Genomic DNA, 23,923 nt, shown 5'->3' with positions numbered 1-23,923 from the left:
CCAGGACCGGCGTCCGGTCGGCCGCCGTCGGAGGCGCGGCGGACGCGGCGGGCGCGCCGCAGGCGGACGGGGTCATGCCCGCCGCGGCCTCGGTGCGGTGAGCTCGCGAAGGGCGGTCAGGAAAAGCTCGTCCATGCGCGGGCTCAGGTCGGCGAGGGTCGCGGCACTGGCGTGGCCCGCGGAGCCGAAGACGCGCTTGAGCGCGGTGGTGGAGGCGGTGGAGCCGAGGGAAAGGCAGAGGCAGGCGACGCCGTCGCTGTGGAGTTCTTCGAGTGCCTTGCGAACGTCGGCTTCGGCGTACCGTCCTTCGTATCCGTCGTCATAGGGGAAGCCGTCGGAAAGGACGAGCAGGAGCCGGTGCGGTGTGCCCGCTCGGGCTTTGAGGATCTCGCCCGCACCGCGGATACCGGCGCCGAGGCGCGTGTAACCGGATGGCTGGATCTGGTTGAGCCGGGCCCGCCTGAGGGCGTCGAAGCGCTGCCCGAACGTCTTGACGGCGGGCAGGTGGACGGCGTGGCGGCCGTGCGAGCGGAACGCGTGGACGGCGACGCGGTCGCCGAGGTCTTCGAGGGCGGCGGCCAGCGTCGCGGCGGCCCGGCGCTGGTGGTCGTGGACGGCGAGGCCGTCCGGATCGGCGTCGCCGGCGGACCCGGAGGCGTCCAGCAGGATCAGCACGCCGAGGTCGCGGGCGAGTTTCCGGCGCTCGACGTAGACGTGCCCGGGCGGCGAGTGGCCGGACCGCACGTCCACGAACAGGTCGATGAGCGCCTCGATGTCGAGGTCGTCGCCGTCGGGACGGCCCCGCCGGACCGCCGGGCCGAGACCGACGCGCGACAGGCGCCGGCGCAGCACCTCGTCGCGCGGCACGCCCGCGGCGGAGGTGTCGGCGGCGGTGGTCAGCGGGAAGTCGATGACCCGGCACCAGCCGGGCCGGTACCGATCCTTGTGGACGTCCCACTCCGGGTACCAGGCCCCGCCCACGCCGATGGCGGCGCCGGGCGCGCCGTCGCTGGTGAAGTGGATGCGCGTGGGGAGGTGCCGGGCATGCTCGCCGACCTCGGACGTCCGCCGGACGGAGCGGACCCGCGCCTCCGCCCCGGCGGTGCCGTCCCCGGCGGCCCGCGAGCCGCCCAGGAGTTTCTGGAGGAGGTCGGCGAGCGTCTGGGAGGCCGGCAGCGGAGTCTCGAACAGTTTGAGGATCTTGCTCTCCCCGGAGTGCTCTTCGTCGTCGTCGGCTTCGGGCAGGTCGATGGGGTCGAAGCGCAGGCGCAGGTCCTGGTCGGTGGCGCGCGTGCCCGGCCCCGCCGAGTCGGCGAGCAGGCGAGAGGGCCGGATGGCGCCGAACCAGTCCGGCGGCTCGGCCACTTCCGCCCGGCTCCTGGCCAGGTCGAGGGACTCCTCGGCGGACGCGGTCCGCGGTTCCCCGTCCGGGCGCAGTCCGGCCGCGAGCGGATTGCGCCGGGCGAGGTCGGCCAGCACCCGGTGGCCTTCGAGCGCCAGGTAGCGGCGGGCCACCTGGGGGCGCGCCCGCAGCGCCTTCACCCTGGGCCGGTCCAGGCTTCCCGCACCGAGCAGCGCGCTCTGGACGAGCACCTCGCGGCGCTGCCGGGCGGTGGGGCCGTCCGCTGAGACGAAGACGGTCCGTCCGTCGGTGTGGGCGGCCTCGCCGGCCGGTGCCCGCGCGACCTCGACCGCCCTCCCCGCGACGAAGGTGGCCAGGAACCGGAACCGCCCGGGGCCGGGACCGCCTGGACCGGGGCCGGTCATGGCCGGGGGAGGACGGCGTCGGCGAGTTCGCCGAGCGCGCGGACGACGTCCGGATCGTCGGACAGCACCTGGACGACGGCCGCCTGCACGGCGCCGCGCAGGCTCAGGCCGTGCGCGACCAGGACGCCCGCCAGGATCAGCATCCGGGTGGAGGCCACCTCCCGCAGCGGCGAGCCGTCCAGGCCGCGGACGGCGTTGCCGAGCCCGACCAGCGCGCCCGCGGTCGCGGCGTCGATCCCGGCCTCGCGCGCGACGATCCGCGTCTCGGCCTCGGCGGGCGGGAAGCCCAGCTCGATGGCGACGAAGCGCTGGCGGGTCGACTCCTTGATGTTCTTCAGCACGCTCTGGTAGCCGGGGTTGTAGGAGATCACCAGCTGGAATCCCGGCGCCGCGGGCAGCGCCGTGCCGAGCCGGTCCAGGGCGAGTTCGCGGCGGTGGTCGGTGAGCGGGTGGATGACCACGACCGTGTCCTGGCGCGCCTCGACCACCTCGTCCAGGTAGCAGATGGCGCCCGCGCGCACGGCCCGCGTCAGCGGACCGTCCACCCACACCGTCTCGCCGCCCTTCAGCAGGAACCGGCCCACCAGGTCCGCCGACGTCATGTCCTCGTGCCCCGCGACGGTGATCAGCTCGCGGCCCAGCTCGTGCGCCATCGCCTGCACGAAGCGGGTCTTCCCGCATCCCGTGGGCCCCTTGAGCAGAACCGGGAGCCCGCCGCGCGCCGCCGCCCGGAACACCGCCGCCTCGTCCCCGGCCGCCTCGTAGAACGGCGCCTGCGAGTCGGCCTGGACGGCGGTCGCGCGGTCGTTGGCGAGCACGTCACTTCCCTCGGTCGAACGGGACGGTCTTCGGCAGCTCCTTGCCCGGCGGGAGGATGAGCTTCCCGTCCGTGCTGATGTAGCCGGAGCGCTTGGTCGGCATCGGCAGGGACGGGTCGGGGCACGGCTGGTCCGATCCCTCGCCGCAGACCTGCGCGCTGAAGTAGGAGCGCTTCTGGACGTCGGCGGGCCAGGAGTCGGCGTGCAGGCCGATCCACTGCGCGGGGACGTTGTAGAGGAGGAAGAACGACGCGCTGACCGCCGCGAAGATCGCCAGGAAGCGGGCGAGCTGCTGCCGCGCGCCGCCGCGGACCGTGTCGAGGCCGCGCTCGACGACGGTCCGGCCGCGGTCGTCGGTGAAGTAGCGCAGGCAGCACAGGGCCGCCTGGACGCCGCCCCACATGAACCCCTCGTAGACGGGCCACTGGTAGTAGGTGCCGGCGTTGATCGACACCGCGCGGATGGCACCGGGGTAGGAGTACAGCCCGGCCGGCAGGATGACGCAGGCCTCCATGATGAAGTCGAACACGACGGCCAGCAGATAGGTGGCGACGACCAGCCGGAAATTGCTGATATCCGGCCACCGCGACTTGATCCTGCGCATCGCCCAGCATCCGCCGATCGTGAGCAGGAGGACGCCGAACGTGTAGCCCGGCGCGTTCGTCAGGAGGGGCTCCGGCACCTGGTGGCCCGGCTCCTCCGGCGAGACCCAGCCGGGGATGTGCGACGTCCAGGCGCCGCGGTTGTACAGCCACGCGTTGTACGTGCACCACGTGTTGACGTAGTTCAGCAGCGGGTCCTGGAAGAACATCAGGCCCATGGACGCGGCGAGCATGCCGTCCAGCGTGATCCGCCGTTCGCGAACCCACGGCCTGATGATGAAGAACCAGAGCGCGAAGGGCACGATCACCCACATGAGGACCGCGTTGGCGGTCAGCAGCACCTTCATGTAGGTCGGCGGGTCGCTCGGCCCCTTGGGCACCCGCTCGAAGTACGGCCCGGTCACCCAGCGGATCCACACGTAGAGCTGGAGGAGCAGGACCGCGCCGCCGATGACCGCCCATACGCGGACGGGCCTGGCGCCGGGTGGCGTCCGGGCGCCGAGCGGGGCCGCCGGATCGAGCGATTCGGTGACCGCGGGCGCTCTCGTCTTGTCCGTCTGTCCGCTCACGACGCTGTCTCCTTCTGGTCGTCGGTTCGGCGCCCCCGCACGATTCCCCGGCCTCGGCTTCTGACCGTCTACGAAGATACTCATGAGAATCTAAAAGGGGAAGCGGTATCCGTAGGAATTCCGCGGGCGGATTGAACTGCGAAAATGCACACCGAATCGACCGGCGGAGAAAACTGTCAATACAGTTCCGCCGGTTCGTGATTCGGCGATTACCGGATCGGCTCGTCTCCGAAGACGGTCGTGCGGAGCAGTTCCCGGGGCGAGTCGGGCGGATAGGGCGCGGCGCGGTGCACGACGCCGGTGTTGTCCCAGATGACGGTGTCCCCGACCGACCACCGGTGCCGGTAGACGCGGTCGGGCGCCGTCGTCCGGTCGAGCAGGTTCTGGAGCAGCGCCCGGCCCTCGCCGAGCTCCATCCCGACGACATGGTCGGCGTGGACGCCGACGATGAGCGACCTGCGGCCGGTGCGGCGCGTCCACACCAGCGGATGGGTGGACGTCGGGCGCGCGCGCCACCGGGCGAGCAGTTCCGGCCCGGGATCGGGGGTGACCCGGCGCTGGGACGCTTCCAGCGAGTGGACGACGCGCAGGGCGCCGAGCCGCTCCCGCTCGTCCTCGCCGAGCATCTCGTAGGCGGCGTAGGTGCTGGCGAACTCGGTCTCCCCGCCGCCGGCGGCGACCTGCTTGGCGCTGAGGACGGTGGCCTTCTGCGGCGGCTCGCCGTGCAGCGGCGTGCAGCCGTCCATGTGCCACTCGAACGTGGCCTTCAGGTAGCCGGCGGACGGGTTCTTCGACGTGTCGAGGGTGACGCGGTAGATGCCGGGGACGGCGTGGTGCCCGGGCTCGTAGTCGATCTCGCCGAGCCGCCGGGCGAACGCGACCTGGTCCTCCGGGGCGAGGTGGAGGCCGCGCAGCACCAGGACGCCGTACCGCTCCAGGGCGTCCAGGAGGGCGCCGGCGACGGCGTCGTCCCGCGCGAGCCGCTCGGCGGTGACGTCGCGGACCTCCGCGCCGACGGTCGCGGCGAGGGGCTCGCAGGTGATCGTCGCGGTCACGGCGAGGGCTCCAGATAGCGGTCGAAGTAGGCGGTGCCGGAGTCGATGACCGTGGGCTGGTGCCAGACCTCGACGGGCAGCGACACCATGATCAGCGAGTACACGAGGTGGAGCAGGTTCAGCTCCCGGTCGGGCAGCTCGTGCAGGGAGAACTTGTCGAGGTGCGCCATGGCGTCCCGCACGCGGGGATACATCGCGTCGTAGAACAGCTGCATCTCCGCGATCGTGCTGTTCAGCCGCTCGGCGTAGCGCGCGGCCTCGGTCGGGATGCACCACTTGGCCGCGAACGGCTCGCACTCGGCGAACTCCTCGGGGAGCATCGCGGTGCTCACACCGGCACCTCCTTGCCTTCGCGCAGGTACGACCGCACCCAGTCGCCGACGACCTTGTGCAGGTGGCGGACGGTGACCTCCTGGTCGCAGAGGGGGTAGGCGTCGATCACGCGCGACTCCAGGCCGAGCTGCGTCCCGTCGAGGGTGCCCGCGTCCTGGAGGCCGGCCTCCTTGGACACCACGGCGGTGACCTCGTGGCGGATCCGCTCGCTCGCGGTGCGCGACGGCGGGAAGTAGAACGACATCTCCCACGTGTGCGTGCTGTGCGACGTCGGCCAGTACTGGTACGTGAGGTACCAGCCCCGCTCGTAGACGAGGATCACGAAGTTGGGGAAGATCTGGAAGTTCGAGATCGACCACGGGTCGAGGCCGCCGGGGTTGAGGCCGGCGGGCAGGGCGGCCGGGTCGAGCTCGGGGATGTCCGGGCGCTCCCACGGCCCCATCAGGCCCGCCTCGGTGACGTGCTCGATCGGGTACATCTGCTCGGCCGGCGTCATGTGGCGGGGGACGCCCTTCCAGCCGCCGGTGCTCATCAGCCGGTGCGGGCCGTCCATCTGGAAGTGCGGGACCTTGAACCCGGTCTGGAAGTTCCGCAGCGCCGGCACCTGCTGCTGCGAGTGCAGGATCGGCGCGTGGTAGTACTCCTGGAACGCGTCCAGGAAGATCTTCCAGTTGCTGAGCAGGTCGGCCCTGAACGCGTACCGCTCGGTGAGCAGGTGGAACGGGTAGCCCTCCAGGCCGCGCACCATCGGGCCGAGGAACTCAAGGAGCGACTGGCTCGGCTCGTCGGCCAGGTTGACGAAGAGGAACCCCTCCCAGACCTCGCAGTGCACCGATACGAGCGGGAAATCGGCCTTGTCGAAGTCGAAGTACTCCTCCTCCTGGAGGACGAACTTCAGCGAGCCGTCCAGGCCGTACCGCCAGCCGTGGTACTTGCACATGAACTCGCGGCACGAGCCGCGCGTCTCGTGCCGCGGGGTCTCGCCCCACAGCAGCTTGTTGCCGCGGTGGCGGCACACGTTGTGGAAGGCGCGGACCCGGTCGTCGAGGCCCCGCGTGACGATGAGCGAGGTCTTCGCGACGGGCAGGTCCTTGGTGAAGAAGGTCCCCTTGCGGGGGAGCTGCTCGATCCGGCCGACGTTCAGCCACGCCCGCCGGAAGACCGCCTCGCGTTCGAGCTCGTAGAACTCGGGGGAGATCGAGTCCTCGTACGACACGAGGCCGGTGCCCAGGTCGGGGAGCCGTCCCGTCCAGCTCTCCGCCGGCGGTTTGCCCGGACGCGCCATGGCCGATTCCTTCCGTAGAGGTCCCGCCGACGACACCTGGTCGCGATGTTCATCGACTGACTAACATGACCTGGATAACACGCCGCGACGGCGACGGCAAGGGAGCGTCCATGAACGAGCACGAGGCCCTGTTCGTCCGCGAGGCCCTGTTCATCGGTGGCGAGTGGGCCGCCCCGAGCGGCGGCCGGCGGATCGAGGTCGTCTCACCGCACACCGAGGAGCCGGTCGGACGCGTGGCCGCCGCGGACGTCCCGGACATCGACCGCGCCGTCGCGGCGGCCCGGCGGGCGTTCGACGAGGGCCCGTGGCCGCGCACCGGCCCGTCCGAGCGGATCGGGGCGGTCCGGCGGCTGGCCGCGCTCTACGGCGAGCACCGCGACGCGATGGCCGAACTGATCACGGCGGAGCTCGGCGCCCCGATCTCCTTCGCACGGCGAGCGCAGGTCGCGCTGCCCTGGTCGATGATGGGCGCGCTCGCCGACATCGCCGCCGGGCACCCGTGGGAGGAGACCCGTCCCGGCCGGTACGGGCAGGACGTGATCCTGCGCAGGGAGCCCGTCGGCGTCGTCGCCGCGATCGTCCCGTGGAACATGCCGCAGTTCCTCACGGTGACCAAGGTCGTGCCGGCGCTGCTCGCGGGCTGCACGGTCGTCCTGAAGCCGGCACCGGAATCGCCCCTGGACGCGCTCCTGCTCGCCGACCTGGTCGAGCGGGCCGGACTCCCGCCGGGCGTGGTCAGCGTCGTCCCCGCCGACCGCGACGTGAGCGCCCACCTCGTCGCCCACCCGGGCGTCGACAAGGTGTCCTTCACCGGCTCGACCGCGGCCGGACGGCAGGTCGCGGCGGCCTGCGCGGCCAACCTCACCCGGGTGAGCCTCGAACTCGGCGGCAAGTCGGCGGCCATCGCACTGGACGACGCCGACCCGGCGGCCGTGGCGACCGCCGTCCGGTTCTCCGGCATGGGCATGGCCGGGCAGATCTGCAACGCCCTCACCCGCGTGCTCGTCCCGGCCCGCCGCGCCGGCGAGTACGCCGAGGCGGTCGCGGCGGCGCTGTCCGCCCTCCGGGTCGGTGATCCCGCCGACCCGGAGACCGAGATGGGACCGCTCGTGAGCCGGGACCGGCAGCGGCGGGTGCGGGAGTACATCGACGGCGGCGTGCGCGACGGCGCGCGGCTCGTCACCGGCGGCACCGCACTCCCCGAGGGCGTCGAGCGCGGCTGGTACGTGCGGCCCACCGTCTTCACCGGCGTGGACCCCGCGATGACGGTCGCCCGCGAGGAGATCTTCGGGCCGGTGATCGCCGTGATCCCCTACCGGGACGAGGACGAGGCCGTCCGCATCGCGAACGACTCCGACTACGGCCTGGCGGGCTCGGTGTTCACCGCCGACACCGGGCGCGGGCTCGACGTCGCGCGCCGGGTGCGGACCGGCACGTTCGGGGTCAACCAGGGCTACTCGATGGACCCGGCGGCGCCGTTCGGCGGCGTCAAGGCCAGCGGCTACGGCCGCGAGCTCGGCCCCGAGGGCCTCGACGGCTGCCTCGACCTCAAGTCGATCTCGATCGCCCCGGAGGTGCCGCCCGCCTGACCGCGCGAGGGGGCTTGTACAGTCCTTCGAGGTCGATGATCCGAAGGGTGGTGGTGCTCCGTGCCGTCCGCGCTCGGCGACCTCCGCGTGCTCGACTTCAGCCGGGTGCTCGCCGGCCCGTTCGCCACGATGCTGCTCGCCGACCTCGGCGCCGCCGTGACGAAGGTCGAGCGGCCCGGCACCGGCGACGACACCCGCTCCTGGGGCCCGCCGTACGCCGACGACGGTGAGGCGACGTACTTCCTCGCGGCCAACCGCAACAAGGACAGCGTCGCACTGGACCTCACCACCCCCGCCGGGCTCGCCCGCGCCCGCGACCTGGCGGCGCGGGCCGACGTCGTCGTCGAGAACTTCCGCCCCGGGCTCATGGACGACCTGGGCCTCGGTTACGAGGAGCTGAGCGCCCGCTCGCCCGGCCTCGTGTACTGCTCGATCACCGGGTTCGGCCGGGGCGCGGGCGCGGCGCTGCCCGGCTACGACCTGCTCGTCCAGGCGCTGGGCGGGCTGATGAGCGTCACCGGCGACCCGGACGGGGAACCGCAGAAGGTCGGCGTCGCGGTGGTCGACGTGCTCGCCGGCCTGTTCGCGGCCACCGGGATCCTGGCGGCGCTGCGGCACCGCGACGCGACGGGCGAGGGCCAGCGCGTCGACATCGACCTGCTGTCCTGCTTGCTCGCCGGACTCGTCAACCAGGCGACCGCGCACACCGCGGGAGGCACGGTCCCGGAGCGGATGGGCAACGCGCACCCGAGCGTCGCGCCGTACGAGACGCTGCCCTGCGCGGACACCGAGCTCGTCGTCGCCGTGGGCAACGACCGCCAGTTCGCCGCGCTCTGCGACGTCCTCGGCGTGCCCGGGACGGCCCTCGACGACCGGTTCGCCACCAACGCCGCCCGGGTGGCGCACCGCCGGGAACTGCGGCCGCTGCTCGCGGAGCGGCTGGCCGCGCGCCCGGCGGGCGAGTGGGCCGAGGCGCTCACGGCGAAGCGGGTGCCCGCGGGCGTGGTCAACGACGTCGCCGGCGCCTTCCGGCTCGCCGAACGGCTCGGCCTGGACCCGGTCGTCGAGCTGCCGCGCCCAGACGGCACGGCCGTGCGCCTGCCCCGCAACCCGATCCGCCTGTCCGCGACCCCGCCCGCCTACCGCACCGCACCCCCGCCCCTACCGGACTGAGCGACCCCGGATCCGCTCGTCCGGCGTACCTGCCCGCGCCGCAGGCGCTGACGGCGGTGGCCCAGGACGAGGCACCAGGCGAACATCACGCCGAGCGTGGCGAAGAACAGGCTCAAGGCCAGGAACTCGGGCCATCCGGCGGCGTCGTCCGGGGGAGGCGTCCGGTGCGCCTGCCACGCCTTCGCGCCCATCGCGGCGGCCAGGAAGCCGGACAGGGCGACGCACGCGCCGAAGCCGACCGTCACGCCGACCATGAACCGCCTGCTCTCGGGCAGCTCGACCGCCGGCGCCGGCTCGTGATCGGCGGGCAGGACCTCGTACGGCTCGATCTCGTCCCGCTCCCGGAGGCCGGGCAGGTCGACGCCGACCTCGAACCAGCCGGCACGCGCCCTGGAGGCGTAGTCGGCGGCCATCGTCTCGGTAATGCCCGGCCTGCGGACATGGCCGACGGCCAGCCCGTCGGCCACCACGACCTGGCCGCGCAGCACCCGCGCCCGGTGCCCGACGGCCAGTTCCTCCCCGCCGCTGGGCGACCTCACGTCCGGCTGGACGCGGGCCGTGGCGACCATGCCGTCCGCTCTCACTCCCAGCACGGTGAGGAGTTGCTTGCGTCCCTCGGTGTACCGCGGCGCGGGGACGTCGAAGGCCTCGACGACGTCCCCGGGACGGACGTCGGGCCGGCCGAGGAGAAGGGCGGCCCCGGCGCCTTCGGCCGCGAGCACGTTCAGCGGCCCGCCGTCCGCGTCCGTGAGAGCCAGGAGGCGCAGCGCTTCGATCACCGGCCGCCCATCGCGCACGACCCGCACCCGGTCGCCGGGCGTCAGCGCGCCCTCGGCCAGGACGGCGTGCGCGACCGGCCCGGCCAGGGAGTCCTCGGAGACCTCGCGCACCTCGGCCCGGCCGAGCAGGCGCCGGTCGTGCGCGAGGGCGTCCTGATAGCCCGGAACCTGGTCGGCGGGAACCCCGGCGCCCGCGCGGGCATAGACCTGGATCTGATCACCTCGCCGGACGTCCCGATGGCCGACCGCCAGCACGCACCGGTTCAGGACGTCGACGCGCTCCTCGGCCTCCAGACGGGACGCGACCCGGCTCTCCCTGAACAGCGCCCCGATCCGGAGGTCCTCGGCGACCACCACGCCGTGCCGCAGCAGCCGCGCCCGCGCGCCGCGCACGGCTGCCCGTCCCCGCGTCACCCGGCCTCTGGGCAGGGCGCCGAACCCCGGGACGTCCCGGAGACCCGACACGGTCACCAGGCAGAGCCGCTCCTCGCCCACCCAGACGGTCTGAGCGTTCATGCTCCCCCTTGCCCCAAGTGCCTGGCGGAAGATTCTGCCGCTCCGGCCCGTGGGCGACCATGACGTCCACCGGACGAAGACCGGACAAAAGGGAGGGCGCCGCCGCCCGGAGGGTGGGGTCAGAGGTAGAGGCCGGTGCCGTGCTCGGGGCGTTCGCTGGCGACGGCGTGGAGGTCGCGCTCGCGCATCACCAGGTAGTTCTCGCCCTGGATCTCGACCTCGAACTGGTCGCCGGGGTGGAACAGGACGCGGTCGCCCACCTTGACGGTGCGGGCGTGCGTGCCGACACCGCAGACCTCACCCCACGCGAGGCGGTTCGCCTGCTCCACCGTCGCGGGGATCACGATCCCGCCGGTGCTGCGGCGCTCACCGCTGTCCTTCTCGACCTTGATCATGACACGGTCGTGGAGCATCTGGACTTCGAACTTCGGCTCGGACACGCTGGGAAGTTTATCCGTCCCGGCGGGTCAGAGCGTCCCAGGAGCTCCGAATGATCTCCGGGAGGGCGGAGCGGGCCGGCCGCCAGCCGAGGGCGGCGCGGATCGCGGCGCCGTCGCACACCAGCAGCGGCGGCTCGGGCTGCGGCGGGCGCCGCAGCGTCGGGACGGGCCGTCCGGTCACCCGCTCCACCGCGGCGACCACCTCGCGGACGGACGCGCCCGCGCCCCCGCCGACGTTGTAGACGTCCTCGCCGCCGGGGCGCACGGCCTCCAGGGCGCGGACGTGCGCGGCGGCGAGATCGTCCACGTGCAGGTACTCGCGGACCGCCGCGCCGTCCCCGTTGACCTCCAGGTGCGGGGCGCGCCCGGCGGCGACGGCGAGGGCCTTCGGGATCAGCCGGGTCTCGTCGGGGTCGGGGCGGCCGTCCACCGAGCCCGCGACGTTGAAGGTGCGGAGCACGACCGCGCCGATCGCACCGGTGCGGGCGTGGAACCGGACGGCCTGCTCGGCCGCCAGCTTCGACGCGCCGTACGGGCTGGTCGGGGCGGTGGCCTCCGTCTCGGGGATCGGCTGCCGGGCGGGGGCGCCGTACACGGCGGCCGTCGAGCCGTACACGACGCGGGCCGTCTCGACGGCCTCCAGGAGGTTGACGGTGCCCTGGACGTTGGCGGCGAAGAAGCGGAGCGGTTCGGCGAACGACTCCCGGACGCGGGTGAGCGCCGCGAGGTGGCAGACGCCGTCGTAGGGGCCGCGCGGGAGCCCGGCGGGGTCGAGCAGGTCGCCGAGGACGGGCCGGACGCCGTCCGGCAGCACGGCCCCGGGCCGCCGGACCAGCCCGTGGACGTCGTGCCCGGCCGCGACGAGCCGCCGTCCGACCGCGTAGCCGACGTAGCCCGCCGCGCCCGTCACCAGGACCCGCATGCCCCCGAGCCTTCCGCGCCTAGGGCAGGGAGTCGAGGCGCGCGTAGACGCCCGGGTAGCCGGGGCGGGCGCAGCCGTAGGCCCAGGAGGTCAGGCCGGCGAGGCGCCCGGCGGCGAGCAGCGGGCCGCCGCTGTCGAACTGGCAGGTGTCGGCCTTCGGGGATCCGGCGCAGACCATGTCGGCCGGGTCGTAGGAGGCGCCGTAGGCGCGGCGGCAGGCGGCGTCGCCGGGCAGCGGCACCTGGGCGTCGCGCAGGCGGGTGTTGAACAGGTCGTCCTCGGACGTCGTGCCCCAGCCCGCGACCCGGCCGGTCCGGGCCGAGCCGGGGGAGCCGACAGCGACGACCGGGCGGTTCACCCGGCGCGCGAGCGTGAGGACGGCGAGGTCGTGGTGCGGGACGGTCTCGTCCTTGAACTTGGTCTCGCGGTAGCCGGGATGGACGCGGACGGACTTCACCGCGACGGTCTCGCCGCCCTTGCCCGCCAGGTCGTCGCGGCCGAACGTCACGTTCAGCAGGCCGGGCAGGTCGCGTAGCAGGCCGACGCAGTGCGCGGACGTCAGCAGCCGGTCGGGCCCGACCAGGGCGCCGCCGCAGAACTGGCCCGCGGGGCGGACGAAGAACACCGGCGAGCCGACGGCCCCGAGCCACGGGTAGCGGGCGGCGGGGGCGGGCGTCCCGCCGACGACGGCGGACGCCGGGGAGGCGGCGAGGGGGAGCGAGAGGGAGGCGCCCAGCAGGGCCGTGCCGAGGATCCGGCGGGCGGGACGGGCCGTGCCGAGGGCCCGGCGGGTGAGGAGGGCCATTCCGGCAATGTAGGGGATCAAGGTACGGCGCGCACGCCCTTCCCCTCGGGCGCCGGCCCGTTCCGTGCGGCCGCCGGCCCGGCGGCGCCGGGGCGCTCGTAGCGCGGGAACATGACGAGCGCGACGAGCGCCAGCACGAAGCCGCCCGTGCGCAGGGCGAACGGCAGGTCGTCGTCCGGCCACTCCTCGCCGAACAGGACCGTGCTGCTCACGATCAGGTAGGTGCGGCCGATCACGGTCAGCACGACCGCGACGATCGCGACGCGGCAGCGCTGGAGCGCGACCTGGAGCTGGCCCAGCGCGATCGCGGCGAGGCCGACCGTCAGGTACGGGTAGGCGGACTCCAGCACGGCCCGCACGCTGCCGGTGTCCGCGTACACGATCGAGATGCCGCGGATGCCGGCCTCGGCGAGCCCGGCGCAGGCGCCCGCGCCGATGCCGTAGGCGACCCCGGCGAGCCTGCGGGCGTGCCGGCCGCTCGCGCGGCGGTCGCCGACCAGCCAGACCAGCCCGGCGGCGGCGACGGCGGGCGCGCAGATCGCGAGCATCGTCCAGGGCGCGGTGAGGGTGCCGGTGAGCGTGGCGTCCGCGCGGGGCTCGGCGTCGGACCCGGCCGACAGGCCGATCAGCACGGTGGCGAGGACGAACAGCGCGACGCTCGCCAGCTCCAGGGCGCTCAGCCGCTCGCCGAGGAAGCGCACCGCGCAGCCGATCAGCAGGACGAGGCTGAGCGCGAAGATGGGCTGCGCGACCGGCAGCGGCAGCGCCGAGAACGCGACCACCTCGTAGCCGAGCCCGAGGAACAGCAGCAGCCCGCCGCCGAGCCACACGGGGTCGGTGAGCATCAGCCGGGCGACGTGGAACGGGCGGCTGCCGCGCAGCGGCGGCATCCGCCGCGCGGAGACCCGGAAGACGAGGAAGGCGATGTAGTAGACGGTGGTCGCGACGAAGGCGAGGGCTGCGTAGCCCAGGTCGTGGCCCATCGGGGACCTTTCGGCGGACGACGGGGGCGGGCGTCGCGCGGTGCGCCTTCCGGGCGACCTCTCCGCCAGCCTGCCTCGTCACCCGCCGCGTGACAAGACCAAGATCCTTGACGGCCCGGTCAATCGTATTTGCGGCCCGTGTTGGACGACATGCGGGCGATCAGCTCGCGGGGGAGCAGCCTGCTGATCCCGACGATGGCCTTGTACTGGGCGCCCGGGATGCTGACCTGGACGCCGCGGCGCAGGTCGCGCAGGGCGGTGTCGACGACGGTGTCCTGTTCCAGCCACATGAACTTCGGGACGTCCGATACGTCCATCTGGGCGCGCTCGTGGAACTCGGTGTGCACGAACCCGGGGCACAGGGCCATCACCCGGACCCTGCCGTGCCCGCGCCCGGCGATGTCGGCGGCGACGCCCTGGCTGAAGTTCACCACCCACGCCTTGGACGCGCCGTAGGTGCCGCGGGTCGCGAACGCGGCCGCGGAGGACACGTTGACGACGCCGCCGCGCCCCCGCTCCAGCATCCCGGGCAGGGCCGCGTGCGTGAGCCGCAGCACGGCCTCGCAGTGCACCTTCAGCATGGTCAGCTCGTCCGCCACGGGGACGTCGAGGAAGACGCCCCGGTTGCCGAAGCCGGCGTTGTTGACGAGCAGGTCCACGCCCGCGCGGGCCCGCTCCTCGGCGGCGGTCAGGCCCTCCTCGGTGGACAGGTCGGCGCGCAGCGTCTCGGCCCGTACGGCGTACCTTCCGGACAGGTCGGCGGCGGAGCGTTCGAGGCGCTCGGCGTCGCGGGCGAGCAGGACCAGGTCGAATCCGTCGGACGCGAGGCGGCGGGCGAAGGCGGCGCCGATGCCCGCGGTCGCGCCGGTGATGAAGGCGGTCGGCATGCCCCCGAGCCTAGGGCGGTCCGGCTACCGAGCGGTAGCACCCTGGGCGCGCCGGACGTGGAAGTGGCGCGGATCAGGGCGGCGCGTGGCGCGGCGGTAGGCGAACGTGAACCCGGGCCAGTTGTTGACGACCTTGCCGCTCTCGTTCATGTACCAGCTCTTGCAGCCCGCCTCCCACACGGTCGAGCGCAGGCGGTCCTGCATCTCGCGGGTGAAGGCGTCCTGGACGTCCGGGCGGACGTCGATCCAGTCGAGCCGGTGCCGCCGCAGCGCGTCCACGCAGCCGAGGACGTACCGGAACTGCGACTCCAGCATGTAGATGATCGAGTTGTGCCCGAGATTGGTGTACGGCCCGTACAGCAGGAACAGGTTCGGGAAGCCGCTGACGGTGATGCCGAGGTGCGCCTCCGCGCCGTCCCGCCACGCCTCGTTCAGCTCCCACCCGCCGCGCCCGACGACCTTCATCGGGGCGAGGAACCCGCTCGTGCTGAACCCGGTGGCGTAGACGATGACGTCGGCCGGGTGCTCGCGGCCGTCCGCCGTCCGGATCCCCGACGGCGTGACCCGCTCGATCGGCGCGGTGACCAGCTCGACGTTCGGCCTGGTCAGCGCCGGATAGTAGTCGCTGGAGATCAGGATCCGCTTGCAGCCCATCCGATAGTCGGGGACGAGCGCCGCGCGCAGGGCGGGGTCGGGGACGCCCTCGTCCAGCGTCTCCCGGAACCGCTTCTCCAGCGCCCCCATCAGCTTCGGGTACTTCACGAACCCGAGCGCCCGCGACTCGTAGAGGGCGTAGATCCGCGCGCGGCTCAGCGTGTACAGGACGGGCACCCTCCGCAGGACGGCCTGCTCCCACGTCCGGTACTCGCGGTCGGGCTTGTCGATGACGTAGGGCGCCGACCGCTGGAACAGCCGCAGCTCCGCCGCCTCCTTCGCGATCTCCGGGACGATCTGGATCGCGCTCGCGCCCGTCCCGACGACCGCGATCCGCTTGCCGGCCAGCTCCGCGCCGTGGTCCCAGCGGGCGGAGTGGAAGCTCGTCCCGGCGAAGGAGCCGACGCCCTCGATCGGCGGGAGCTCCGGGCGGTTGAGCTGCCCGCACGCGGAGACCAGCACGCGCGCCTCCAGCTCGCCGCCGGCCGTGGACACCCGCCAGAGCGCCGCGTCCTCGTCGAAGCGGGCCTCGGTGACCTCGGTGCCGAAGCGGACCTTGTCGAGCACGCCGTACTTGCGGGCGCAGTGCCACAGGTAGTCGAGGATCTCCCGCTGCGGCGGGAACCGGCGCGTCCAGTCCGTCTTGCGCTCGAACGAGAAGGAGTAGAGGTGGGACGGGACGTCGCAGGCGGCGCCCGGGTAGGTGTTGTCCCGCCAGGTCCCGCCGAGGCCGTCGGCCTTCTCCAGGACCACCACGTCCTCGATCCCGGCCTGCCGCAGCCGGATCGCCATCCCTATCCCGCCGAACCCGCTCCCGATGATCACCACGCTGTGCGTCATGGCCGTCCCGAATCTCGTTCTGCTGGGGTTTCCCCGAGCGTAATGACCCGGCTGTCGGCTGAACAGGGGGCGCGGGTCGCGGGAAACGCCCCGGCTCCGCCGGGCCCTTCTGCCAAGATCGCGACATGTTCGACGATCTCCAGGCGTGCCCGGGGACGCCGGGCGCGCCGGCGCGGGGCGCGACACCCGCGCACGGGCTGCACCGGGACGGGTCGCTGGCCCGCGACCTCGGCGGCTACCAGGCGGTGCTCGCGATCGAGGACCCGGCGACCGTGCGGCTCACCTTCACCGGCGCCGACGGGCGCCCGCTGCGGACCGTCCCGGCCGCGCTGAGGGCGCCGTTCGCCACCGAGATCAGGGAGCTCAAGGCCCTCGTCAAGGAGGTCGGCGCGACCCTCGCCGCCGAGTGCGCCCGGCTGGAGGAACTGTTGGCGGACGGCAGCGCGCGGCCGTTCGCGCCGTGGTCCCGCGCCTTCCTCGACCACCCGGTCACGGGCGTCGTCGCCCGGTCGCTGATCTGGGAGTTCGAGGACCGCGACGGCGTCCGGCACACCGCCACGCCCGGCGACGGCGTGCTCGTGACGGTGGACGGGCGGGCGCTGCCCGTCCCGCCGCACGGCGCGCCGGTGCGGCTGTGGCACCCGGCCGCGGCCCGTCCCGGCGCGGTGCGCGCGTGGCGCGGGTTCGTGGTCGACAACCGCATGCGGCAGGCGTTCCGGCAGGCGTTCCGGGAGGTCTACGTCCCGACGGCGGCCGAGCGGGGCGCGGCGGCGCCGTCCCGCCGGTTCGCGGGCCGCACCGCCGACCGCGAACGGCTACTTGCCCTGTTCGAGGAGCGCGGCTGGCACTCGCCCCCACCCAGCACCCCCACCCACGCGCACGGCACGCCCGGCGGTGGTCTGCTTCAGGGCGAAATGCGGCGCGTGTTCGCGGGCGGGGTGTGGCGGGCGTGCTTCGAGTACGCGGCCCGCGGCGGGGATCGGCAGGTGACGGCCGGCGCGGTGCGCTTCCAGCGGCGGGACGGCCGATGGTGGCGGGACGTCCCGCCGGCGGACGTGCCGCCACTGGTGTTCAGCGAGGCGATGCGCGACGTCGACCTGGTCACCGATGCGGCCTCCGAGGAGGCCCACTCCGAGCCGTCCGGTGGCCCGGAGCGGCCGGGGCCAGGCGGGCTGTCCGGCGGCGCGGAGCGGCCGGGGCTGGGCGGGCTGTCCGGCGGCGAGGAGCGGCCGGGGCCGGGGGCGCTGTCCGCGAGCGCCGAGGTCCGCCGGGACGCGCTGGCCCTCGTCCTGCCGCGGACGAGGATCGCCGACCGCTGCGTCGTGGAGGACCGCTTCCTGCGCGTCCGCGGCGACCACCGCGTGTACTGGATCCACCTCGGCACGGGCGCCGTCCTCATGGAGTCCGGCGGCGTCCTCGCGCACACGGTTCCGGCGCGCCGGTTCGGCCGGGCGGGCCTCTTCCTGCCCTTCGAGGACGAGCGGCTCACGCTGATCCTCAGCACGGCGTTCCTGCTGGCCGCCGACCGCCGGATCACCGACGCCGCCGTCCTCCGCCAGATCAGGGGACGCCCCTGACGGACGCCCACCGCGCGGCCGCCGCGCACCTGCGGAAGCGGCGCGGACGGGACGCGGGTCAGCTCAGCAGGCCGAGCTCCTGGGAGCGCAGGCCCGCCTGGAAGCGGGAGTCGGCGTCCAGCAGCGTGAGGATCTCGGCGACCCGGCGCCGGTAGGTGCGCAGCGACATCTCCATGCGCCGCGCGGCGGCCTCGTCCTTCAGCCCGTCGCCGAGCAGCCGCAGGATCCGCCGGCTCTCGCCGGTCAGCGCGGGCGGCCGGTCGCGGCGGACGTCGGCGAGGTCGGCGGCTCGCTCCCAGGTCGCCCAGAACAGCGAGACGACGCCCTTCACCACGCCCGGCGACCGGACGACCGTGTACTCGCGGACCCCGGCCACCGGCGTCCCCGCGAGGATCGCGATCCGCCGGTCGATGATGATCGTCTCGTGTGGCAGCGGCGTCGGGCAGATCCGCACGTGCCCGCCGTTCCGGGCGATCTCGACGAGCCGCCGCTCGGAGTCCTCGTCGGCGAGCGCGTCCGGGTTGTGGAGCTTGTAGGTGGCCGGGCCGGGGCGGTGGCGCCGCGCGGCGATGATCTGGTCCCGGACGCCGGGCAGCGCCCAGGTGTTCATGTCGCGGGCGGCGCAGGCGAACTCCTCGCTCGCGTCGAACAGGTGCCCGGCGCGCTCGGCCAGCTCCAGCTCGCCGCGCAGCACCACGTTGCGGTCCAGGTCGACGCTCATCTCCCCTCCAGTCTGCCACGGCCCCGCGGAGGGCTGGCAGCAAGCTGCCAGCCGCTCGTCCCGGACGGATCCGGCCCGCACAGTGGAGGCATGACCACGATCAACGACGCAGGACACTTCGACCTCGGCGGCGACCTGCGGGTCGCCCGGATGGGCTTCGGAGCGATGCGCCTGCCCACCTCCGGCTTCGGCACCCCGGCCAACGACCGCGGCACCTCCCTGGCGGTGGTCCGCCGCGCCGTGGAGCTCGGCGCGGACCACATCGACACCGCCGCCTTCTACTACCACCACGGCTTGGCCGCGAACGAGCTGATCCGCACGGCCCTCCATCCCTACCCCGAGGGCCTGGTGATCGCCACGAAGGTCGGGCCGTACCGCGGCCCGGACGACCCGTTCCCCAGCGGCCAGCTCCCGCCGTCCGGCCTGCGTGCCGAGGTCGAGCGCAACCTGGAGGAGCTCGGCCTCGACCGCCTCGACCTCGTCTACCTGCGGGTCGGCAACGTGGAGGACCCGAACGAGGAGTCGATCGGGGAGCGGTTCGAGGTGCTCGCCGCGCTCCGCGAAGAGGGGCTGATCCGGCATCTCGGGGTCAGCCACATCACCGCCGTCCAGCTCGCCGAGGCCCGCGGGATCGCGCCGGTCGCCGCCGTCCAGAACAAGTTCGACGTGACCCAGCCCGCGGACACCGAGCTCCTCGCCATCTGCGAGGAGGCGGGCATCGCCTACGCGCCGTACTTCCCGCTCGGCGGGTTCGGCATCCCGGACGACGCGCGCGTCAAGGCGGTCGCCGAGCGCCACGGGGCCACGGTCCCGCAGGTCCTGCTCGCGGGGCTGCTGGCCCTCTCCCCGGTCATGCTCGCGATCCCCGGCACCGGCTCCCTGACGCACCTGGAGGAGAACATGGCCGCCGCGTCCCTCCGCCTAACCCCGGAGGACCTCGCCGAGCTGGGCGCCTAGCCCGTGCTGGGCGTCTAGGCCGCATCGGGCGCTTGCCCGTGCTGGGCGGCTTGCCTGTGCTGGGCGGCTTGCCTGTGCTGGGCGGCTTGCCTGTGCTGGGCGGCTTGCCTGTGCTGGGCGTTCAGGCCGCGCCGGGCGCCGGTATGGGGTTCGGGGCGGGGGCCGGGCCTGGGCGGTCGTCCGGGACGTCGCGTCCGGGAGCGGTCAGTTCGGTGGCGGTGACGTCGAGGAGCCGCTCGACGAGGTGGGGCTCCGCCTCCGCGGCCATGGCGCCGGGACTCGGCCGCGGGCGCCGGGGGACCGGCGTCCCCGCCGAACCGCCCCGCCCCCGGTACACCAGCAGCCCGTTCACCGGGTCGGGCACCGCGTCCAGCGCGGCCCGCACCGCCGGGAGCGCCCGCCACGCCTCCCAGCGCTCCTCGTCCTCGAAGAAGACCTCGAAGACGACGCCCCACGAGTGGCCGTGCCACTGCCAGTGCGCCGCGCCGTGGGTGAGCGCGGACTCCACCAGCGACTCCTGCCACGACTCCCGCCAGAGCGACGCGGGCAGGGACGCGTCGAACACCTCGATCGACCACCATTCCGCAGCCATGCCTTCGACGGTAGGCCGCGAGTGGACGGGGTGCCAGCCCCCGGGCGGCGAGGACGCTCTAGCCTGAACCAGCACGCGATCAGGTGAACGGGGGAAGGATGTCGACGACGCGGCTGCTGGTCCTCGGCGGGGTGGTCCGCAGATCGGGGCGGGCCCACGGCTACGAGGTGCGGCGCGAGCTGATGTCGTGGGGCTCGGACGAGTGGGCGCACGTCAACCCCGGCTCGATCTACCACGCCCTGAAGCAGCTCGCCAAGGAGGGAATGCTGCGCGCCCACGACGTGGAGGAGAGCGACGCGGGGCCCCCGCACACCGACTACGAGATCACCGAGGCGGGCCGCGCCGAGTTCCTGCGGCTGCTGCGCTGCGCGCTCGCGATGGTGGACGTCCGGCATCCGGAGATGCTGACCGCCGGGCTCGGGTTCCTGACCGAGCTGTCCCGGGACGAGGCGGTCGGGCTCCTGCGGCAGCGGCTGGACGGCCTCGCGGAGTGGCGCGCGAGCGTGGTGCCGCACCGCGAGGAGGCGGACCCGGACGACCACCTGCGCGAGCTGCTCGGCTGGTGGGTGCACACCGCCGACTCCGCCAGCGCGTGGACGCGCGGCCTGATCGAGCGGCTGGAGGCCGGCGCCTACGTGATGGCCGGCGACCCGCCGCCGCCCGCCTGACGCCCCGCCGGTCCGCCCGCGTGACCGCCCGGCGGTCCGCCCGCCGGTCCGTTCGACGGTCCGTCCGCCGGGACTGGTCCGTTCGCCGGTCGCCCGCCCCGTACCGTGCGGGGCCGGCAGTGCCGCTACCTGTCGACGAACGACTGCGGGACGATGACGCGCAGGGCGTTGCCGCGCAGCCGGATCGACACGGGGGTGCGGCCGCGGATCTCGCCGTCCACGTCCACGCGCAGCGGGGGATCGGTCGCGATCTCCACGCGGTCCGTGGTGAGGAAGGCGTCGTCCTCCAGCGAGCGCCAGGGGCCGGTCAGCACGTGCCGGGCGGTCGCGGACGCCAGCCGCATCCGGTGCTCGTCGCCGAGCCGGTAGACGGCGAGGAGCCGGTCGTCGGGGCTCGCGTCGCGGGCGATGCGCTGCCCGCTGTGGTGCGCGCCGTTCGCGACGTTGAGCTGGTGCGTCTGGAGCGACGTGGTCTCGCCGTCGATCGTGACGTGCGCGGTGAACGCGTCGTGCCGGGGCAGCAGCCGCACGGCCGTCAGCGCGTACGCGGGCCGGCCGAGGACCCGCTTCAGCGTGTGCGGCACCTTCCGGGCGACCTCGACGGACAGGCCGAGGCTGACCATGTTGGCGAAGATGTGCTCGCGGTCGGCGCCCGGGCCCTCACCCTGCGGGTCGCCGGTGCTCTGGAACCAGCCGACGTCCACGTCGGCGACCTTCCCGCCGCCCGCCGCGCCCACCGCGAGCGTGCGGACGGCGCCGGGCAGGTCCAGCGGGAGCTCCAGGCTCCGCGCGAAGTTGTTGGTGGTGCCGAGCGGCAGCACGCCGAGCGCGATGTCGCGGTGCGCGAGGTGCCCGACGGCCTCCGCGACCGTCCCGTCCCCGCCGCCGACGACGACCAGGTCGGGTTCGAGCGCGAGGACGTCGGCGAACAGCTCCCGCAGCCGCGTCGGATCGGTCACGGGGAAGACGTGGACGAACTCCAGCCCCGCCTCGCGCAGCAGCCGCCGCGCCCTCCCGTACAGCCGCCGCCCGCGGCGCGAGCGGGAATTGATCACCAGGACGGCGCGGCCGCCGCTCCCGATCGCCGCCTCCAGCTCCGCTTTGGTCCGCATCGTCGCCGGCCGCCCTCCCTCGTCCGCGTGACCCGTCCGGGCACCGTGGACCGGAACCCCCGGCCCGATCTCTTATCAACCGATTAAACGGCGTTGAAACATCGTCGAAAGTGGGGACATTACCCAATATCACGCACAACTGAATGTCCGGGGCGGGAGCATGTGGCGGCGGGGCTTGGCCGGAGCGGGATTCATCGCGGGAATCGTGGGACTGACGGCGTCCATCGCCGCCGGCGGATCCGCGCCCTCGGCGGCGCCCGCGGACGACGGCGCCGCCGTGGTGGGGGAGCGGAGGCCGCGCCGCCGCGTCCTCGACCTGACCGTCCGCTCGCCCGTCCTCCCGGACGTCGCGCACGTCCGCCTCCTGCTGCCGCCGGGCTGGTCACGGGACGCGGACCGCACCTGGCCGGTGCTCTGGCTGCTGCACGGCGCCGCCCCCGGCGCGGAAGGGCACACCCTGTGGACCGAGCACACCGACGTCGAGGAGTTCACCGACGGCGCCGATGTGATCGTGGTCATGCCGGACGGCGGAGCCTGCGGCGATTACACCGACTGGTGGAATCGTGGCGAAGGCGGAGCGCCGAAGTGGGAAACCTTCCATCTCGCCGAGTTGAGGCAGATCCTCGAACGCGGATATCGCGCCGGAACCGAACGCGCCATCGCCGGGAACGGCATGGGCGGCACCGGCGCGCTCGCCTACGCGGCCCGGCACCGCGGCCTGTTCCGCGCGGCGGCCTCGTTCAGCGGCCCCGTTCACACCCTGCACCGCGACCCGCGGCGGCTCGACGCGGTGGACCTCGTGGAGCTGGCCGTCGCCGTCGGCGCCCCGACCCGCGACTGGACGGACCTCTGGGGCCACCCCGACGAGCAGCGCGTCGTCTGGCGCCACCACAACCCCTACGACCTCGCCGACCGCCTGACGGGCGTCCGCCTCTACGTGAGCGCGGGCGACGGCACCCCCGGCCCCTACGATCCCCGTCCCGCCACGGGCGCGGACGCCCTGGAAACCCTTGCCCACACCGCCACCCGCGAGTTCGCCGGGAAGCTGAAGAAGCTCGGCGTCCCGGTGGCCACGCACTTCTACCGCGGCACCCACACCTGGCCCTACTGGCGCCGCGAGCTGCGCGCCGCGCTGCCCGTCCTGCTCGACCAGATCACCTGACCTCCCCGGGCCGGTGGCGGCGCGCGGAGGCTAGGGTCGAAGGGTGGTTGAACCTCGTTCTAATACGGCGGGCCCGGTGACGGACGCGGAGGTCCCGGGGTTCTGGCGGGCGCTCGGCCTGCCGGGCCTGATCGACGTGCACGTCCACTTCATGCCGCCGCGGCTGATGAAGGCGGTGTGGGACTACTTCGCCGACGCCGGCCCCCTCATCGGGACCGAATGGCCGATCCTCTACAAGATCCCCGAGGACGAGCGGCTCGCGCTCCTGCGCGGCCTCGGCGTGCGGGCGTTCAGCTCGCTCGCCTACCCGCACCGCCCCGGGATGGCCGCGTCGCTCAACGCGTGGACCGCGGACTTCGCCGACCGCGTCCCCGAATGCCTGCGCACCGGGACGTTCTACCCCGAGCCCGGCGCGGCGGACTACGTCGCCCGCGCCCTCGACGCCGGGACGCGCCTGTTCAAGGTCCACCTCCAGGTCGGCGGGTTCGACCCGCGCGCCGAGGAGCTCGACGCGGTGTGGGGGATGCTCGCCGAGTCCGGGACGCCCGCGCTCGTCCACGCCGGCTCCGGACCGGTCGCGAACGGCTTCACCGGGCCCGGGCCCTTCGGCGACGTCCTCGCCCGCCACCCCCGCCTCACCGCGATCATCGCCCACCTCGGCGCGCCGGAGTTCGACGGCTTCCTCGCGCTCGCCGACCGCCACGACCGCGTCCACCTCGACACCACCATGGCCTTCACCCGGTTCAGTGGCGAGCTGGGCCGGTTCCCGGCCGGGCTGCTGCCTCGCCTGCGCGACCTCGGCCTGGACGGCCGGATCCTGTTCGGCACCGACTTCCCCAACATCCCCTACCCGTACGCGCACCAGCTTGAGGCGCTCGCCTGCCTCGACCTCGGCGACGACTGGCTCCGCGCCGTCTGCTGGGACGCCGCCGCGAAGCTCTTCGACCTCCAGTAGCAGCCCGCGGCCGTGCGCGCGGCCTAGGGCCTGTTTCTTGGATCGACTGACGGTGGGCGTTGGTTGGGTCACTGTGGGTTGATGGGTCGTCGTGGTGACTTGACCGATGCGCAGTGGGAGCGGCTGGCGCCGTTGCTGCCACCGACGGGCGGGCGGGGTGGT

Annotated in this window: 23 protein-coding genes; 7 read left to right on the top strand and 16 right to left on the bottom strand. The window is 73.9% G+C overall.

Annotation, left to right across the window (positions count from 1 at the left end; all coding sequences use genetic code 11):
• Positions 1-72 precede the first annotated feature (72 nt).
• The 6 genes from E1300_RS24035 to E1300_RS24010 all read right to left on the bottom strand — a co-directional run bounded on the left by E1300_RS24035 (position 73) and on the right by E1300_RS24010 (position 6,429).
• Positions 73-1,767 (bottom strand): nitric oxide reductase activation protein NorD, encoded by a 1,695-nt coding sequence (locus E1300_RS24035; protein WP_131759320.1) that lies wholly within the window; start codon positions 1,765-1,767, stop codon positions 73-75.
• Positions 1,764-2,585 carry a CbbQ/NirQ/NorQ/GpvN family protein gene (locus E1300_RS24030; protein WP_131759319.1) on the bottom strand — a complete coding sequence of 274 codons (822 nt, stop codon included), beginning with the start codon at positions 2,583-2,585 and terminating at the stop codon, positions 1,764-1,766. The genes E1300_RS24035 and E1300_RS24030 overlap by 4 nt, the downstream gene beginning before the upstream one ends.
• Position 2,586: 1 nt before the next feature.
• Positions 2,587-3,756 carry a spirocyclase AveC family protein gene (locus E1300_RS24025; RefSeq protein ID WP_165502964.1) on the bottom strand — a complete coding sequence of 390 codons (1,170 nt, stop codon included), beginning with the start codon at positions 3,754-3,756 and terminating at the stop codon, positions 2,587-2,589.
• A 209-nt stretch (positions 3,757-3,965) separates the two neighbouring features.
• Positions 3,966-4,811 (bottom strand): TauD/TfdA dioxygenase family protein, encoded by an 846-nt coding sequence (locus E1300_RS24020; RefSeq protein ID WP_131759317.1) that lies wholly within the window; start codon positions 4,809-4,811, stop codon positions 3,966-3,968.
• Positions 4,808-5,143, bottom strand: a complete 336-nt coding sequence (locus E1300_RS24015) for a hypothetical protein (protein WP_131759316.1) — start codon at positions 5,141-5,143, stop codon at positions 4,808-4,810. The genes E1300_RS24020 and E1300_RS24015 overlap by 4 nt, the downstream gene beginning before the upstream one ends.
• The gene (locus tag E1300_RS24010) at positions 5,140-6,429 is read right to left on the bottom strand and encodes an aromatic ring-hydroxylating oxygenase subunit alpha (protein ID WP_131759315.1); all 1,290 of its coding nucleotides are present in this window, start codon (positions 6,427-6,429) and stop codon (positions 5,140-5,142) included. Before E1300_RS24010 ends, E1300_RS24015 begins: the two co-directional genes overlap by 4 nt.
• 110 nt (positions 6,430-6,539) lie before the next feature.
• On the opposite strand from E1300_RS24010, the gene E1300_RS24005 reads away from it, so the two are divergent.
• Positions 6,540-8,018, top strand: coding sequence for an aldehyde dehydrogenase (locus tag E1300_RS24005; protein WP_131759314.1), 1,479 nt, complete (start codon positions 6,540-6,542; stop codon positions 8,016-8,018).
• Positions 8,019-8,078: 60 nt separating this feature from the next.
• The gene (locus E1300_RS24000; protein ID WP_131759313.1) at positions 8,079-9,191 is read left to right on the top strand and encodes a CaiB/BaiF CoA transferase family protein; all 1,113 of its coding nucleotides are present in this window, start codon (positions 8,079-8,081) and stop codon (positions 9,189-9,191) included.
• Here E1300_RS24000 and E1300_RS23995 read toward each other — a convergent pair.
• The 7 genes from E1300_RS23995 to E1300_RS23965 all read right to left on the bottom strand — a co-directional run bounded on the left by E1300_RS23995 (position 9,158) and on the right by E1300_RS23965 (position 16,017).
• Entirely contained in the window at positions 9,158-10,486 is a 1,329-nt protein-coding gene (locus E1300_RS23995) for a hypothetical protein (protein WP_131759312.1), read from the bottom strand. The genes E1300_RS24000 and E1300_RS23995 overlap by 34 nt on opposite strands.
• A 119-nt stretch (positions 10,487-10,605) precedes the next feature.
• Positions 10,606-10,926 carry a GroES family chaperonin gene (locus E1300_RS23990; protein ID WP_131759311.1) on the bottom strand — a complete coding sequence of 107 codons (321 nt, stop codon included), beginning with the start codon at positions 10,924-10,926 and terminating at the stop codon, positions 10,606-10,608.
• A 10-nt stretch (positions 10,927-10,936) separates the two neighbouring features.
• Positions 10,937-11,848, bottom strand: a complete 912-nt coding sequence (locus tag E1300_RS23985; protein ID WP_131759310.1) for an NAD-dependent epimerase/dehydratase family protein — start codon at positions 11,846-11,848, stop codon at positions 10,937-10,939.
• Positions 11,849-11,867: 19 nt separating this feature from the next.
• On the bottom strand, positions 11,868-12,653 hold the full coding sequence (locus E1300_RS23980) for a S1 family peptidase (protein ID WP_131759309.1): 786 nt from the start codon (positions 12,651-12,653) through the stop codon (positions 11,868-11,870).
• A gap of 17 nt (positions 12,654-12,670) precedes the next feature.
• Positions 12,671-13,636, bottom strand: coding sequence for a DMT family transporter (locus E1300_RS23975; protein ID WP_131759308.1), 966 nt, complete (start codon positions 13,634-13,636; stop codon positions 12,671-12,673).
• Positions 13,637-13,755: 119 nt separating this feature from the next.
• Positions 13,756-14,523 carry an SDR family NAD(P)-dependent oxidoreductase gene (locus E1300_RS23970; protein ID WP_131759307.1) on the bottom strand — a complete coding sequence of 256 codons (768 nt, stop codon included), beginning with the start codon at positions 14,521-14,523 and terminating at the stop codon, positions 13,756-13,758.
• Positions 14,524-14,547: 24 nt separating this feature from the next.
• The gene (locus tag E1300_RS23965) at positions 14,548-16,017 is read right to left on the bottom strand and encodes a flavin-containing monooxygenase (protein WP_131759306.1); all 1,470 of its coding nucleotides are present in this window, start codon (positions 16,015-16,017) and stop codon (positions 14,548-14,550) included.
• Between the two features lie 125 nt (positions 16,018-16,142).
• Here E1300_RS23965 and E1300_RS23960 point away from each other — a divergent pair, with 125 nt between their 5' ends.
• Positions 16,143-17,594: a DUF4132 domain-containing protein gene (locus E1300_RS23960; RefSeq protein ID WP_131759305.1), complete on the top strand. Its 1,452-nt coding sequence runs from the start codon at positions 16,143-16,145 to the stop codon at positions 17,592-17,594.
• A gap of 58 nt (positions 17,595-17,652) precedes the next feature.
• Here the strand turns inward: E1300_RS23960 and E1300_RS23955 are convergent, their stop codons facing one another.
• Entirely contained in the window at positions 17,653-18,315 is a 663-nt protein-coding gene (locus E1300_RS23955; RefSeq protein WP_131759304.1) for a helix-turn-helix domain-containing protein, read from the bottom strand.
• A 90-nt stretch (positions 18,316-18,405) separates the two neighbouring features.
• Between E1300_RS23955 and E1300_RS23950 the strand changes: the two genes are divergently transcribed.
• Positions 18,406-19,272, top strand: a complete 867-nt coding sequence (locus tag E1300_RS23950) for an oxidoreductase (protein WP_131759303.1) — start codon at positions 18,406-18,408, stop codon at positions 19,270-19,272.
• 121 nt (positions 19,273-19,393) lie between these two features.
• On the opposite strand, the gene E1300_RS23945 is transcribed toward E1300_RS23950, so the two are convergent.
• A complete protein-coding gene (locus tag E1300_RS23945; protein ID WP_131759302.1) occupies positions 19,394-19,864 on the bottom strand; it encodes a hypothetical protein in 471 nt (156 codons plus the stop codon).
• 98 nt (positions 19,865-19,962) lie between these two features.
• Here E1300_RS23945 and E1300_RS23940 point away from each other — a divergent pair, with 98 nt between their 5' ends.
• Positions 19,963-20,532 (top strand): PadR family transcriptional regulator, encoded by a 570-nt coding sequence (locus tag E1300_RS23940; RefSeq protein WP_131759301.1) that lies wholly within the window; start codon positions 19,963-19,965, stop codon positions 20,530-20,532.
• Positions 20,533-20,657: 125 nt separating this feature from the next.
• On the opposite strand, the gene E1300_RS23935 is transcribed toward E1300_RS23940, so the two are convergent.
• Complete coding sequence (locus tag E1300_RS23935; protein ID WP_131759300.1) at positions 20,658-21,644, bottom strand: diacylglycerol/lipid kinase family protein; 987 nt, start codon at positions 21,642-21,644, stop codon at positions 20,658-20,660.
• Between the two features lie 205 nt (positions 21,645-21,849).
• Here E1300_RS23935 and E1300_RS23930 point away from each other — a divergent pair, with 205 nt between their 5' ends.
• Both E1300_RS23930 and E1300_RS23925 read left to right on the top strand, forming a co-directional pair.
• Positions 21,850-22,806, top strand: a complete 957-nt coding sequence (locus E1300_RS23930; RefSeq protein ID WP_165502963.1) for an alpha/beta hydrolase — start codon at positions 21,850-21,852, stop codon at positions 22,804-22,806.
• Positions 22,807-22,882: 76 nt separating this feature from the next.
• Positions 22,883-23,761 carry an amidohydrolase family protein gene (locus E1300_RS23925; RefSeq protein WP_278045380.1) on the top strand — a complete coding sequence of 293 codons (879 nt, stop codon included), beginning with the start codon at positions 22,883-22,885 and terminating at the stop codon, positions 23,759-23,761.
• The last annotated feature ends 162 nt before the right edge of the window (positions 23,762-23,923 follow it).

The organism is Actinomadura fibrosa (assembly GCF_900659615.1).
GTDB classification, from domain to species: Bacteria; Actinomycetota; Actinomycetes; order Streptosporangiales; family Streptosporangiaceae; genus Spirillospora; species Spirillospora fibrosa.
This window is presented reverse-complemented; position numbering and strand designations above follow the sequence as displayed.